Source organism: Streptomyces sp. NPDC041124, assembly GCF_055592385.1.
In genome coordinates this window covers 304,831-319,326 of record NZ_JBVIYR010000010.1, presented here as the reverse complement: position 1 = coordinate 319,326, position 14,496 = coordinate 304,831, and the positions used below count along the sequence as shown (strand labels likewise).

The following is a 14,496-nucleotide window of genomic DNA, read 5'->3' as shown; positions in this document are numbered from 1 at the left end:
GCGGGACGCCCACCGGCCTCCCGCCGAAGCGCCCGCCCGCGCCCGGTCCGCGCCGCGCAGACCTTCACCGGCCCCTGACACGCCCACGGCACCGCCGCCCACCCCCGGTCGATAGCCTGCTGCCTGTTCGAGGCCCGAGGTCACCGGCGCACACCGAGGTGAGAGATGCAGTTCACCACCCGTCCCACCCTCCAGGGCACCTTCGGCATGGTGTCCTCCACGCACTGGCTGGCCTCGCAGTCGGCGATGGCGGTACTGGAGGACGGCGGCAACGCCTACGACGCGGCCGTGGCCGGGGCCTTCGTCCTGCACGTCGTCGAACCGCACCTCAACGGACCGGCCGGCGAGGTGCCGATCCTGCTCGCGCCGGCCGGCGGGGAGGTGCGGGTGCTGTGCGGGCAGGGCGTCGCACCGGCCGGGGCGACCGTCGCCCACTACAAGGGGCTCGGCCTGGACCTGGTCCCCGGCACCGGACCGCTCGCCGCGGCCGTGCCCGGCGCCTTCGACGCCTGGATGCTGCTGCTGCGCGACCACGGCACCAAGTCCCTCGCCGACGTCCTGAAGTACGCCATCGGCTACGCCGAGCACGGACACCCGCCCGTGGAGCGCGTCGGCGAGACCGTCGAGACCGTGCGCGAACTGTTCGAGACGCAGTGGACGTCCTCCGCCGAGGTGTACCTGCCCGGCGGCCGCTCCCCGCGCCCGGGTGAGCTGCTGCGCAACCCCACCCTGGCCGCCACCTGGAAACGGCTGCTCGCCGCGACCGCGGGAGCCGGGGACCGCGAGGCGCGGATAGAGGCGGCGCGGGAGGTGTGGCGGACCGGCTTCATCGCCGAGGCCCTGGTCCGCCAGTCGCGGCGCCCCACCCTGGACACCAGCGGCGAGCACCACAGCGGCACCCTCACCGCCGCCGACCTCGCCGGCTGGTCCGCGACCTACGAGGCCCCGGTGACGTACGACTACGGTGGCTGGACCGTGTGCAAGGCCGGGCCCTGGAGCCAGGGACCGGTCCTGCTCCAGCAACTCGCCCTGCTGCCGCCGGAGCTGCCCCGCCCCGGCTCCGCCGACTACCTGCACCTGCTGATCGAGGGCTGCAAGCTCGCCATGGCCGACCGTGAGGCCTGGTACGGGGACGCCGCCGAGGTGCCGCTCGACGACCTGCTGTCGGCCGAGTACAACGCCGAGCGGCGGACCGCGGTCGGCCCGCGCGCTTCCCACGACCTGCGCCCCGGCAGCCCCGGCGGACGTACTCCGCGACTGAGCGCCCACGCGCGGCTGGTGGTCACCGGGGACCCGGACTTCAGCCCGATGGGCGTCGGCGAGCCCACCGTCGCCAAGAGCCCCACGTCCCCCGTGCCCGGCGAACCCGAGGTCCGCACCGACGGCGGCACCCGGGGCGACACCTGCCACCTGGACGTCGTCGACCGCTGGGGCAACATGATCGCGGCCACCCCCAGCGGCGGCTGGCTCCAGTCCAACCCGGTCGTGCCCGAACTGGGCTTCCCGCTCGGCACCCGCCTGCAGATGACCTGGCTGGAGGAGGGCCTGCCCAACACCCTCACCCCCGGCCGCAGGCCCCGCACCACCCTCACCCCGTCCCTCGCGCTGCGCGACGGCGTGCCCGTCATGGCGTTCGGCACGCCCGGCGGGGACCAGCAGGACCAGTGGCAGCTGCACTTCCTCCTCGCCGTCGTCCTGGGCGCGAAGGTGCGCGGCGGCCTCGACCTGCAGGGTGCGATCGACGCCCCGAACTGGCACAACGACAGCTTCCCCGGCTCCTTCTACCCGCGGGGCATGCGTCCCGGCAGCGTCACCGTCGAGTCCCGCACGGACCCGGCGGTGGTGGACGCGCTGCGCCGGCGCGGCCACCAGGTCACCGTCGGCGACGCCTGGTCGGAGGGCCGGCTCTGCGCCGTCGCACGGGACCCCGCCACCGGCGTCCTCTCCGCGGCCGCGAACCCGCGCGGGCAGCAGGGCTACGCGGTGGGCCGCTGAGCCCACACACCGGGTGGCCGGCACCCCATTTTCATGCCGATTCCACCGGGGGTGCACCGGGAGGGACGGGAATGTCAGTGGCCCGTGCTCTCATGGAGGCATGATCGAGAACCGTGACGAAACCATCGACGAGTTTCTGACCCGGCACGCCTTCGACGTGGAGGACGCCGTACGCAAGGCCGCCGCGCAGGAGATCATGCCGCGCTGGCGGCGCCTCGCCGACCACGAGGTGGACCGCAAGGCGGGCCCGCACGACCTGGTGACGGACGCCGACCGCAACGCCGAGCTGTACCTCACCGGGGTGCTCGCCGCCCTGCTGCCCGGCTCCGTGGTCGTGGGTGAGGAGGCGGTGCACGCCAACCCGGCCTCCTACGAGGCGGTCCGGGGCGACGCACCGGTCTGGATCATCGACCCCGTCGACGGAACCCGCCAGTTCGTGCACGGCGAGTCCGGGTTCTGCACCCTGGTCGCCCTCGCCCGGCACGGAGTCGTCCACGCCTCCTGGACCTACGCCCCCGTCCACGACCGGCTCGCCACGGCCGTCCGCGGACACGGCGCCCACCTCGACGGGGAGCGGCTGCGCGCCGGCTCCCCGCGGCCCGGCGAGGACCTCCGGGTGGCCACCTCCCACCCGGACTTCACCACCGACGCGCAGAAGCGCTCGCTGCTCGGCCTGTGGACGGACGGGGTCGCACCCCGCCCCTGCGGCTCGGCCGGGCTCGAGTACCTGGCCGTCGCCCGCGGGGAGTCCGACGCCACGGCCTTCGGCTGGGAGGCGGCGTGGGACCACGCGGCGGGGCTGCTCCTCGTGGAGGAGGCCGGCGGCATCCACCTCACCCGCGCGGGCAGGCCCTTCGACATACGGGGCGGCAACACCCTGCCCTTCACCGCCGCCCGGGACGCCGCCACCGCGCGCCGGGTGGTGGACCTGCTGGCGGACGCGGCCTGACCCGATGGGCCCCGGGGGCGCCGGAGCCCCGGCATATCCTGATCCCCCAGTGGCCGCCCGCTGACAAAGGAGTCCGAAGGTGCCGTCGATGCTCGATGCGGTCGTGGTGGGGGCGGGGCCGAACGGGCTGACCGCCGCCGTGGAGCTGGCCCGGCGCGGTTTCTCGGTGGCCCTGTTCGAGGCGAAGGACACCGTGGGCGGCGGAGCCCGCACCGAGGAACTCACCCTTCCCGGCTTCCGCCACGACCCGTGCGCCGCCGCCCACCCCCTCGCCGTCAACTCACCCGCCTTCCGCGCCCTCCCGCTGGAGCGCCACGGCCTCACGTGGCTGCACGCGCCGCTGCCGATGGCCCACCCCTTCCCGGACGGCACGGCGGCCGTGCTGTCCCGGTCGGTCGCCGAGACGGCCGCCTCCTTCGGTCCGCGTGACGCCGGCGCGTACCGCCGCCTCGTCGAACCCTTCCTGCCCCGATGGGACACCCTGGCCCGCGACTTCATGTCCCTGCCGCTGACCGCGCTGCCCCGCGACCCGGTCACCCTCGCCCGCTTCGGCCTCGTCGGGCTGCCCCCGTCGACCTGGCTCACCCGCCGCTTCCGCGACGAGCGGGCCCGCACCCTGTTCGCCGGTCTCGTCGCCCATGTCATGGCCCCGTTGGGCGGCTTCGCCACGGGCGCCGTCGGGCTGGTCTTCGCCCTCGCCGCTCACGCCCGCGGCTGGCCCGTCGCCCGCGGCGGCTCCCAGGCGATCTCCGACGCCCTCGCGGCCTACCTGAAGGTACTCGGCGGCGCCGTCCACACCGACTACGAGGTCAAGCGCCTCGACGACCTGCCGCCCGCCCGCGCCTACGTCTTCGACACCTCGCCCACCGCCCTCGCCCGCATCGCCGGCTTCGGCGACCACTACGCGAAGTACCGCTACGGCCCGGGCGTCTTCAAGATCGACTACGCCTTGGACGGCCCCGTGCCGTGGACCGCGCCCGAGGCCCGCACGGCCGGCACGGTGCAGGTCGGCGCCGACAGCGGCGAGATCGGCGCTGCCCTGCGAGCCGCCTCCCGCGAGGGCCGCGCCCCCGACGCCCCGTTCCTCATCACGGTGCAGCCCTCTGTCGCCGACCCCACCCGCGCCCCCGCCGGGAAACACGTCTTCTGGGCCTACGGCCACGTGCCGAACGGCTGGACCGGCGACCTCACCGACGCCATCGAACGCCAACTGGAGCGCTACGCCCCCGGTTTCCGCGACCGTGTGCTGGCCCGGGCCACCGCCGGACCGCCCGAACTCGCGGCCCGCAACGCCAACTACGTCGGCGGTGACATCGCCACCGGCGCGGCCTCCGGACTCCGGCTGCTGCTGCGCCCCAGACTGTCCCTGTTCCCCTACGCCACCCCGCACCCCGCCGTCTTCATCTGCTCGTCGGCCACCCCGCCCGGCCCCGGCGTGCACGGCATGCCGGGCCACAACGCGGCGAAGGCCGTCTGGAGGAGGCTGCGCCAGACATGACCCCCACCCCCACCCTCACCCTCGTCCGGGGCGACATCACCCGCCAGAGCGCCGACGCGATCGTCAACGCGGCCAACTCCTCCCTGCTCGGCGGGGGCGGCGTCGACGGCGCGATCCACCGCCGGGGCGGCCCGGAGATCCTCGCCGAGTGCCGCGCCCTGCGCGCCTCCGCGTACGGAAAGGGCCTGCCCACCGGGCAGGCGGTGGCCACCACCGCCGGCCGTCTCGACGCCCGCTGAGTGATCCACACCGTCGGCCCGGTGTACCAGGGACCCGGCAGCGATCCCGCGCCGCTCGCCTCCTGCTACCGGGAGTCGCTGCGCGTGGCCGACGAGCTGGGCGCCCGCACGGTCGCCTTCCCGGCGATCTCCACGGGCGTGTACCGCTGGCCGATGGACGACGCGGCGCGCATCGCGGTCGACACGGTGCGGAACACGCCGACGGCCGTCGAAGAGGTGAGGTTCGTCCTCTTCGACGACCGGGCCCACGAGGCGTTCGCGGCGCAGACCGGCTGACCCGCCCCCGCCCGCCCCCGCTCACGTACGGCTGTCGTCGCCGCCCTCGGCGAGCCGGCGGCGCCGGAGGCCGGCGCCCGGGGTGCCGCTGTCGGCCTCGGCGGCGTCCGCGAGGGCCTCAGCCGCCGCCCGGGCCGCCTGGGCGGTGTCGTCGGCGGCCCGGGTGGTGCTGTCGTCGGCCGACGGCTTCTCCCGGGTGGCCGATGACGGCGGCAGCACCTCGGTGAAAGCGCGCGACACGCCCTGCAGGGCGGAGGTGATCTCGCTCGGGATCACCCAGAAGTTGTTGCCCGAGCCCTGCGCGAGCTGGGGGAGCGCCTGGAGGTACTGGTAGGCGAGGAGCTTGGGGTCGGGGTCGTTGCGGTGCACGGCCTGGAACACCTCGTCGATGGCCCGGGACTGGCCCTCGGCCTCCAGGATCGCGGCCGTCCGGTTGCCCTCCGCGCGCAGGACGGCCGCCTGCTTGTCGCCCTCGGCGGTGAGGATCTTCGACTGGCGCTGGCCCTCGGCCCCCAGGATCGCGGCCCGCTTGTCCCGCTCGGCGCGCATCTGCTTCTGCATCGCCTCCTTGATGGACTGCGGCGGGTCGATCGCCTTGATCTCGACCCGGTTGACCCGCAGCCCCCACTTGCCGGTGGCCTCGTCCAGCACCCCGCGGAGCTGGCTGTTGATGGTGTCCCGGGAGGTGAGGGTCTTCTCCAGGTCCATGGACCCCACGACGTTGCGCAGGGTGGTGACCGTGAGCTGTTCGACGGCCTGGAGGAAGCTGGCGATCTCGTAGAAGGCCGCCCGCGGGTCGGTGACCTGGAAGTACAGCACGGTGTCGATCTCGACGACCAGGTTGTCCTCGGTGATGACCGGCTGCGGTTTGAAGGAGACCACCTGCTCCCGCAGGTCGATCAGCGGGTGCACCCGGTCGATGTAGGGGATGACGAGGCTGAGCCCGGGGGTGAGCGTGCGGTGGTAGCGGCCCAGCCGTTCGACGTTGCGGGCGCGGGCCTGCGGCACGATGCGGACCGCTCGCACCACGGTGAAGATCGCGAACAGGGCGATGATCAGGCCGGCGATGAGAGGGGCGGAGATGTCCATGGCTTCAGTCCCTGGGGTAGACGAGCGCGGTGGCGCCGCTGATCTCTATGACGTCGACGGTCCTTCCCGTATGGATGACCAGGGTTTCGTCGTAGCTGCGCGCCGTCCACTCCTCGCCGTCGATCCGCACCCGGCCGCCCGTCCCCGTCACCTCCGACAGGACGTAGGCGGGCCTGCCGATCAGGGCGTCCGTGCCGAAGCGCGCGGCCTGGGGCTGCACCATGTGGCGCAGCGCGAGGGGACGGACGAACAGCAGCGTGCCGGTGGCGACCAGGGCGTACACCAGGAGCTGGAGCCAGAGCGGCAGCCCGACCGCGGCGACTCCCGCGGTGGCCAGCGCCGCCGCGCTCAGCATGCCCAGTGCGGCGGTCAGGGTGAAGATCTCCGCCAGGGCCAGCACGGCCGCGACGATCAGCCAGATCAGCCATGGATCCATGACGCGCCTCTTCTCACCGGTGCGGGGTTCGAGGGCCAGACCTTTGCTTCCACTTTAGGCGGGGGCGGGCCGGGATCCGAGAGGCGTGCGCCGAGAGGACCATCCCTATCGACGAACCCTCAGGACCGCACAGAATCGGACGGGATCATTGCTTCGGTTGTGTTCGGGTCCTAGGGTGTGGCTGGCTCAGTAGCAGCTCCGTCACCAACCGTCGTGGTTCCTGCCCGGAACAACGTCCCCCGCCCGGCGACGCGGCGACGGGGGAGTCCGACGTGCCCTCAGTCCGTGCAGCGCTCTGTCGAACCGAGGAAGGCCACGGTCCATGCCGCACCCCCACATGTCTCCCGCCGACCGGCCCACCCACCCCGACCGGCCGGTCGTCAGCCGCCGCCGTCTCCTGGAGTCCGGCGCCGCCCTCCTCGGCGCCGTCGCCCTGTCCGCCCCGCCGGGCGCCGCGCACGCGGCCGCCGGCCGGCGGGCGGCGGCCGGCCCGCCCCCGGAATGGAACGACTTCGGTGTCTTCACCGTTGGCACCCAGCCGCCGCACACCACCCTCATGCCGTACGCCGACGTACGGCAGGCCCTCGCCGGTGACCGCACCCGCTCGCCCTACCGGCTGAGCCTGGACGGCGCCTGGAAGTTCGCCCTCGCCGACCGCCCCGACGACCGGGACCCCGACTTCCACCGCACCGACACCGACGACAGCGACTGGGACACCCTGCCCGTCCCGTCCGTGTGGCAGCTGCACGGCCACGACGTCCCGATCTACCTGAACATCACCTACCCGTACTGGGGCCCCAACGGCCGCGGTGAGGACCCGCAGCCGCCCGCCGCCCCCACCCGCTACAACCCGGTGGGCCAGTACCGGCGCACCTTCACCGTCCCGCGCCACTGGACGGGCCGCCGCACCTTCCTGCACTTCGAGGGCGTCAAGTCCGCCCACTACGTGTGGATCAACGGCGAACTCGCCGGTTACGACGAGGACTCCTACACGCCCTCCGAGTACGACATCACCGACCGTCTGAGGCCCGGCACCAACCAGATCGCCGTGGAGGTGTACCGATACGCCGACGGCGACTGGCTGGAGGACCAGGACATGATCCGGCTGAGCGGCATCTTCCGCCCGGTGTACCTCTACTCCACCCCGGCCGTGCACCTGCGCGACTTCAAGCTGGACACCCCGCTGGACGACACCTGGACCGACGGCGAGCTGGCCGTCACCGCGAGCGTCCGCGCCTACGGCGAGGGCGGGAGCGGCCGGTACACGGTCGAGACCCAGCTGTACGACGCGCGCGGCCACGCCGTCTGGTCCCGCCCGCTCCAGCAGACCGCCGACATCGCGGCGGCCGGCGCGGGGGAGGACGTCACCGTACGGGCCGCGAAGGCCGTGACCGGGCCGAGGCTGTGGTCGGCCGAGCGGCCGTACCTCTACACGGCCGTCCTCCGGCTCCGCGACCCGGCCGGAGCGGTGGTGGAGACCCTGTCCCACCGGGTGGGCTTCCGCGAGTTCGCGATCAGGGACGGGCTGATGCGGATCAACGGCCGGCCCGTCTCCTTCCGCGGCACCAACCGTCACGAGATGCACCCGGCCCGCGGCACCGCCCTCACCCGCGAGGACATGATCGAGGACATCCGGATCATCAAGCGGACCAACATCAACTCCGTCCGCACCTCGCACTACCCGAACAACCCGCTCTGGTACGAACTCGCCGACGAGTACGGCCTCTACCTCGTCGACGAGACCAACCTGGAGACCCACGGCATCCGTTCCGAGTACCCCGGCAGCCACCCGCAGTGGACGCAGGCCTGCCTCGCCCGCGCCCGGAACATGGTGCACCGCGACAAGAACCACCCCTCGGTGGTCATCTGGTCACTCGGCAACGAGGCCGGCGGCGGCAGCACCTTCACCGCCATGCACGACTGGATCCGCTCCTACGACCCCACCCGCGTCATCCAGTACGAGGGCGACGACCGCCCCGGTGTCAGCGACATCCGCTCCCGGATGTACGAGAGCCCGGCACGGGTCGAGCAGCGCGCCCGGGACACCTCCGACACCCGCCCGTACGTCATGATCGAGTACTCCCACGCGATGGGGAACTCCAACGGCAACCTCACGAAGTACTGGGACGTCGTCCGCCGCCACGACGTCCTCCAGGGCGGCTGGATCTGGGACTTCGCCGACCAGTCCCTCCACACACCCGTCCCCGACCGCATCCTGCTGACCGAGTCCGGCCCGGCCGGACTGCGCGGCGAGATCCTCGCCACCCGCGGCACGCTCGACCGCGACAAGGGCCTGTCCGGCATCACGGTCTTCGAACGCCACGACAGCCTCGACCTCACCGGCTCCCTGACCCTGGAGGCCTGGATCACCCCGGACGTGCTGGGCTACCACCAGCCCGTCATCGCCAAGGGCGACACCCAGTACGCGCTGAAACAGACCGACCGCAGACTGGAGTTCTTCATCCACGCCGACGGCCAGTGGATCGCCGTCAACTGGACGCTGCCGGACGGCTGGACCGGCCGCGAACACCACATCGCCGGGGTCTTCGACGCGGACGCGGGCACCCTCGGCCTGTACGCCGACGGCGCGCTCCGGGCCACCCGCACCACCGACCGGCGGCCCAGCAGCAACACCGCCCCCCTCTCCCTCGCCTCCGACGCCGACAACCAGACCCGCGAGTTCAGCGGCACCCTCCGCCGCGCCCGCGTCCACGCCCGTGCCCTCACCGCCGCCGAACTGGCCGACGAGGGCCGCGGTCCCGGCGACGACGGCGTACGGTTCTGGTTCGACGCCGCCACCGTCGAGGCCGAGCGGGAACGTCCCGGCGCGGGGACGTTCCTCGCCTACGGCGGCGACTGGGGCGACAACCCCAACGACGGAGCCTTCGTCGCGGACGGCATCGTCACCGCCGACCGCGCCCACACCGGCAAGGCGGCCGAGGTCAAGCGCGTCTACCAGGCGATCCACGCGGCCTCCGGTCCCAGGCCGGGTGACGTCACCCTCACCAACGAGCACCTGTTCACCAACCTCCGTGACTTCGACGGCCGCTGGGAACTCGCCGCGGACGGCCGGATCGTACGGCGCGGACGGCTGACCCGCGACCAGCTCGACGTGCCACCGCAGGCCGCCAAGGACATCACCCTGCCCGTACGTCTGCCCGCGGACCCGGAGCCGGGTACCGAGTACTTCCTCCAACTCGCCTTCACGACCAGGGAGCCCACGAAGTGGGCCGAGGCCGGCTTCGAGGTGGCCCGCCAGCAGCTCCCGCTGGCGGCCACGAGCCCGCCCGTGACGCCGGTGCCGCTGCGCAGCGTTCCGGTCCTGCGGCACGAGGAACGGGAGGAGGACATCCGTGTCACCGGCAAGGGCTTCTCGGCCACCGTCGACCGGAGCAGCGGCACCCTCACCTCCTACGAGGCGGACGGCACCCCCCTCGTCACCTCGGGCCCCGTGCCCAACTTCTGGCGGGCGCCCACCGACAACGACCGCGGCAACGGCCAGCACCTGCGCAACCAGACCTGGCGCGACGCCGGCGCCCGGCGCACGGTCACGGACGTCGCCGTACGAGTCCTCGACGACCGGGCCGTCGAGATCACCGTCGGCGGCACCCTGCCCACCACCGTGGAGTCCGCGTACACCACCGTGTACACGGTCTTCGGCAACGGCGAGATCAAGGTCGACAACACCCTCCACCCGGGAGCCGCGAACCTGCCGTACCTCCCCGAGGTCGGCTCGCTGCTGTTCCTGCCGCGCCGCCTGGACCGCCTGCACTACTACGGCCGCGGCCCGGAGGAGAACCACTGGGACCGCAACACCGGCACCGACGTGGGCCGGTACGCCTCCACCGTGGCCGGCCAGTGGACCCCGTACATCCGCCCGCAGGAGAACGGCAACAAGACCGACGTCCGCTGGGCCGCCCTGACCGACGGCCGCGGACGCGGCCTGCTGGTGTCGGGCGAACCCCTCCTGGAGATCAACGCCTCGCACTTCACCCCGGAGGACCTGTCCGCCGGGGTCCGCCACGACTACCAGCTGACCCCCCGGGACGCCGTCGTCCTGCGGGTCAACCACCGGCAGATGGGCGTGGGCGGCGACGACAGCTGGGGCGCCCACACCCACGACGAGTTCAAGCTCTTCGCCGACCGCGACTACGCGTACACCTACCGGCTGCGCCCGCTGACCGGTGTGAGGGAGGCGACGGCGGCCGCGCGCCGGCCCACGGCGACCGAATGAGGCACACCCGTGGGAGCCCCGGGTAACCGGGCTCCCATGGGTGACATTCTGGTCGGAGCGTGTTCGTGGACGGACCGTCAACTCCTCGCGAGCGGCTGGTATCCGCGCGGACGACGGGACGCCGAGGGCCGGCTGCGGCACTACGCCTCCCGGCTGCCCGTCGTCGAAGTGGACTCCGGCTACTACGCGTTGCCCCGCCGCCGCAACAGCGAGCTGTGGGTGGAGCGCACACCGGAGGGCTTCCGTTTCGACGTCAAGGCGTTCTCCCTGCTCACCGGCCACCCCACGCCTGAGCGCGCACTGCCGCCTGACCTGCGCGGCCGGGCGGTGGGCGGCGACCTGCTCGACGAGGTGTGGGGGCGGTTCGCGGACGCGGTCGAGCCGCTGCGCGCCGCCGGGCGGCTGGGCACCGTACTGTTCCAGTTCCCGCCCTGGTTCGCACCCGGCTCCACCGCCGAGCGGACCCTCGAGGACTGCGCGCGGCGCACCGCCGGCTGGCCGCTCGCCGTCGAGTTCCGGCACCCCGCGTGGTGGGGTGCCGACCGCGCGGACGACACCCGCGCCCAGCTGACCGCCCTGGGCGCCACCGCCGTCGGCGTGGACATGGCGCAAGGGCTCACCGGCTCCCTGCCGCCCCTCGCACCCGTCAGCCGCCCCGGACTCGCCGTCGTACGGTTCCACGGACGCAGCCCGGCCTGGGGGAGGGGCAGCAAGGAGGACCGCTTCCGCCACGACTACGACGTGACCGAACTGGCCGCCTGGGTGCCCCGGCTGCGGCGCGCGGCGCGACGGACCGACGAACTGCATGTGCTGTTCAACAACTGCTGTGCGGACGCCGCCGTCCGGGCCGCCGAGACCATGCGCGGGCTGCTCACCGAGCCGGACCGCTGAACCGGGCCGCCGGACGATGCCACGCGCACGCCACGCCCCCGCGCCGGGCCGCGGCGGACCGGTCCGGGCGATCCGGACCGCCGCAGGACGGAGGACGTCGATGTCGGATTCCCGCCAGACCGGGGTGCCGCCGTACCCGATCCTTGAGACATGCGAATGGGGATGCACACCGACACCGAGCGCTGCGTGCGCGCCGTGCGGTCGAAGGACGCGCGGTTCGACGGCTGGTTCTTCACCGCCGTCCTGACCACCGGCATCTACTGCCGGCCCAGCTGCCCGGTGGTGCCCCCCAAACCGGAGAACATGGTCTTCCACCCCAGCGCGGCGGCCTGCCAGCAGGCCGGCTTCCGGGCCTGCAAACGCTGCCGCCCCGACACCAGCCCCGGCTCACCGGAGTGGAACCACCGGGCCGACCTCGTGGCCCGCGCCATGCGGCTGATCGCCGACGGCGTCGTGGACCGCGAGGGCGTCCCCGGCCTCGCCGCCCGGCTCGGCTACAGCACCCGGCAGGTCGAACGCCAGCTCCTCGCCGAGCTGGGCGCGGGCCCCCTCGCGCTCGCCCGCGCCCAGCGCGCCCAGACCGCCAGGCTGCTCATCGAGACGACCGGCCTGCCGATGGCGGAGATCGCCTTCGCCGCCGGGTTCGCCTCCGTGCGCACCTTCAACGACACCGTGCGGGAGGTCTTCGCCCTCTCCCCGGGCGCCCTGCGCACCCGCGCGGCCCCGCGGAGCACCACCCCGCCCGGCGCCGCCCCCGGCGCACTGTCCCTGCGGCTGCCGTTCCGCACCCCGCTCAACCCCGACAACCTCTTCGGCCACCTCGCCGCCACCGCCGTACCCGGAGTGGAGGAGTGGCGGGACGGCGCCTACCGGCGCACCCTCCGTCTGCCCCACGGACACGGCATCGTCGCGCTCGCGCCGCAGCCCGACCACATCGCCTGCCGCCTCACGCTCACCGACCCCCGCGACCTCACCGTCGCCATCAGCCGCTGCCGCCGGCTGCTCGACCTGGACGCCGACCCGGTCGCCGTCGACGACCAGCTGCGCACGGACCCGGTCCTCGCCCCCCTGGTCGACAAGGCCCCCGGCCGCCGGGTGCCGCGCACGGTGGACGAGGCGGAGTTCGCCGTCCGGGCCGTCCTCGGCCAGCAGGTCTCCACCGCCGCCGCCCGCACCCACGCGGCCCGCCTCGTCACCGCGCACGGCACACCGGTCGGCGACCCCGAGGGCGGCCTGACCCACCTCTTCCCGTCCCCCGGGGCCCTGGCCGCGCTCGACCCCGAGACCCTCGCCATGCCCCGTACCCGGCGCACCACCTTCACCACGCTGGTCCGCCGGCTCGCGGACGGAGAGCTCCGTCTCGGCGCCGACAGCGACTGGTCCGGGACCCGCGCCCTGCTCCTCGCCCTGCCCGGCGTCGGACCCTGGACGGCCGACGTCGTCGCCATGCGCGCCCTCGGGGACCCCGACGCCTTCCTCCCCACCGACCTCGGCATCCGCCGCGCCGCCCGGGAACTCGGCCTGCCGTCCACGCCGGCCGCCCTCACCGCCCGCGCGGAGGCCTGGCGGCCCTGGCGGGCGTACGCGGTGCAGTACTTGTGGGCGACCGACAGCCACCCGATCAACTTCCTCCCCGTCTGAGCAGCCGAGGACACGCAGCCGATGAAGCAGCACACCGTGATCGACAGCCCCTACGGCCCCCTGACGCTCGTCGCCGACGACGGCGTCCTGTGCGGCCTCTACATGGCAGGCCAGCGCCACCGCCCGCCGGAGGAGACCTTCGGCACGCCCGACGACACCCCCTTCACCGAGACGCGGGCTCAGCTGGCGGCGTACTTCGCGGGCGACCTGAAGGTGTTCGGCCTCCCCCTGCGTCTGGACGGCACGCCGTTCCAGCGCCGGGTCTGGGAACAGCTGGCGCGCATCCCCTACGGCGAGACCCGCACCTACGGCCAGCTCGCGGACGCCCTCGGCAACCCCAGGGCATCCCGCGCGGTCGGCCTCGCCAACGGCCGCAACCCGATCGGCATCATCGTCCCCTGCCACCGGGTCGTCGGCGCGAGCGGCGGCCTCACCGGCTACGGCGGCGGCCTGGAGCGCAAACAGCGCCTGCTGGACTTCGAACGCGCGGCGGCGCTGTTCTAGGACCTTCGGACCCCGCTCAGGCGGCGATCCGGCGCAGCAGCTGCGGCAGTGCCGTCCCGATCGGCTCGCGGATCACCTCGTCCGCGCGCTCGTCGTACGGCGTCGGCTCCGCGTTGACCACGATCAGACGGGCCCCGTGGTCGGCGGCCACGTCCGCCAGCCCGGCGGCGGGGTGGACCTGGAGACTGGTGCCGACGGCGACGAAGACCGTGCAGGCCTTGCTGATCGCCACCGCCTCGCCCAGCACCACGGGATCGAGGCGCTCGCCGAACATCACCGTCGCCGACTTCAGGATGCCGCCGCAGTCCCGGCACGGCGGATCGTCCTCACCGGCCTCGACCCGGGCGAGGGCGTCCTCCATCGCACCGCGCGCATGACACCTGGTGCACACCACGCTCCGTACCGTGCCGTGCAGTTCGAGCACCTTGCGGTCCGGCACGCCGGCCCGCTGGTGCAGCCCGTCCACGTTCTGGGTGATCACCCGCACCGCCGCCCCGGACCGCTCCAGCTCGGCCACGGCCCGGTGCGCGGCATTGGGCTCGGCCGCGAGCGCGAAGGTCTCGCGCCGCATCCGCCACGACCGGCGGCGGATCTCCGGGTCGCCCATGTAGTACTCGTACGTCACGAGCTTCTCGGCCTCCGGATCGCGGCGCCACAGGCCGTTCGGCCCGCGGTAGTCCGGGATGCCGGAGTCGGTGCTGACGCCGGCACCGCTGAGGAGGGCGACGAGGGGCTTGCTCATGA

General features: G+C 73.7%; 10 protein-coding genes and 1 pseudogene. 8 read left to right on the top strand and 3 right to left on the bottom strand.

Features of this window, described 5'->3' with window-relative positions; genetic code table 11:
• The first annotated feature begins 165 nt into the window (after nt 1-165).
• The 4 genes and pseudogenes from ACZ6A9_RS26520 to ACZ6A9_RS26505 all read left to right on the top strand — a co-directional run bounded on the left by ACZ6A9_RS26520 (nt 166) and on the right by ACZ6A9_RS26505 (nt 4,957).
• Nucleotides 166-1,995: a gamma-glutamyltransferase family protein gene (locus tag ACZ6A9_RS26520; RefSeq protein WP_468989909.1), complete on the top strand. Its 1,830-nt coding sequence runs from the start codon at nt 166-168 to the stop codon at nt 1,993-1,995.
• Between the two features lie 100 nt (nt 1,996-2,095).
• Entirely contained in the window at nt 2,096-2,944 is an 849-nt protein-coding gene (locus ACZ6A9_RS26515; RefSeq protein ID WP_468989906.1) for an inositol monophosphatase family protein, read from the top strand.
• Nucleotides 2,945-3,032: 88 nt separating this feature from the next.
• Nucleotides 3,033-4,442 (top strand): phytoene desaturase family protein, encoded by a 1,410-nt coding sequence (locus tag ACZ6A9_RS26510; protein ID WP_468989904.1) that lies wholly within the window; start codon nt 3,033-3,035, stop codon nt 4,440-4,442.
• Nucleotides 4,439-4,957, top strand: a pseudogene (locus tag ACZ6A9_RS26505) (O-acetyl-ADP-ribose deacetylase). The gene ACZ6A9_RS26510 and the pseudogene ACZ6A9_RS26505 overlap by 4 nt, the downstream one beginning before the upstream one ends.
• Nucleotides 4,958-4,978: 21 nt before the next feature.
• Here ACZ6A9_RS26505 and ACZ6A9_RS26500 read toward each other — a convergent pair.
• Nucleotides 4,979-6,046, bottom strand: coding sequence for an SPFH domain-containing protein (locus ACZ6A9_RS26500; RefSeq protein ID WP_468989902.1), 1,068 nt, complete (start codon nt 6,044-6,046; stop codon nt 4,979-4,981).
• 4 nt (nt 6,047-6,050) lie between these two features.
• Nucleotides 6,051-6,482, bottom strand: a complete 432-nt coding sequence (locus tag ACZ6A9_RS26495) for an NfeD family protein (RefSeq protein ID WP_468989899.1) — start codon at nt 6,480-6,482, stop codon at nt 6,051-6,053.
• A gap of 322 nt (nt 6,483-6,804) precedes the next feature.
• On the opposite strand from ACZ6A9_RS26495, the gene ACZ6A9_RS26490 reads away from it, so the two are divergent.
• The 4 genes from ACZ6A9_RS26490 to ACZ6A9_RS26475 all read left to right on the top strand — a co-directional run bounded on the left by ACZ6A9_RS26490 (nt 6,805) and on the right by ACZ6A9_RS26475 (nt 13,752).
• Nucleotides 6,805-10,716, top strand: coding sequence for a glycoside hydrolase family 2 TIM barrel-domain containing protein (locus ACZ6A9_RS26490; protein WP_468989896.1), 3,912 nt, complete (start codon nt 6,805-6,807; stop codon nt 10,714-10,716).
• A gap of 36 nt (nt 10,717-10,752) precedes the next feature.
• A complete protein-coding gene (locus ACZ6A9_RS26485) occupies nt 10,753-11,607 on the top strand; it encodes a DUF72 domain-containing protein (RefSeq protein ID WP_468989892.1) in 855 nt (284 codons plus the stop codon).
• A 150-nt stretch (nt 11,608-11,757) separates the two neighbouring features.
• Nucleotides 11,758-13,248 carry an AlkA N-terminal domain-containing protein gene (locus tag ACZ6A9_RS26480; protein WP_468989889.1) on the top strand — a complete coding sequence of 497 codons (1,491 nt, stop codon included), beginning with the start codon at nt 11,758-11,760 and terminating at the stop codon, nt 13,246-13,248.
• 21 nt (nt 13,249-13,269) lie between these two features.
• Nucleotides 13,270-13,752, top strand: a complete 483-nt coding sequence (locus ACZ6A9_RS26475; protein ID WP_468989887.1) for a methylated-DNA--[protein]-cysteine S-methyltransferase — start codon at nt 13,270-13,272, stop codon at nt 13,750-13,752.
• A 16-nt stretch (nt 13,753-13,768) separates the two neighbouring features.
• Here ACZ6A9_RS26475 and ACZ6A9_RS26470 read toward each other — a convergent pair whose 3' ends face one another.
• Nucleotides 13,769-14,494 carry an SIR2 family NAD-dependent protein deacylase gene (locus ACZ6A9_RS26470; RefSeq protein WP_468989884.1) on the bottom strand — a complete coding sequence of 242 codons (726 nt, stop codon included), beginning with the start codon at nt 14,492-14,494 and terminating at the stop codon, nt 13,769-13,771.
• Nucleotides 14,495-14,496: the final 2 nt, after the last annotated feature.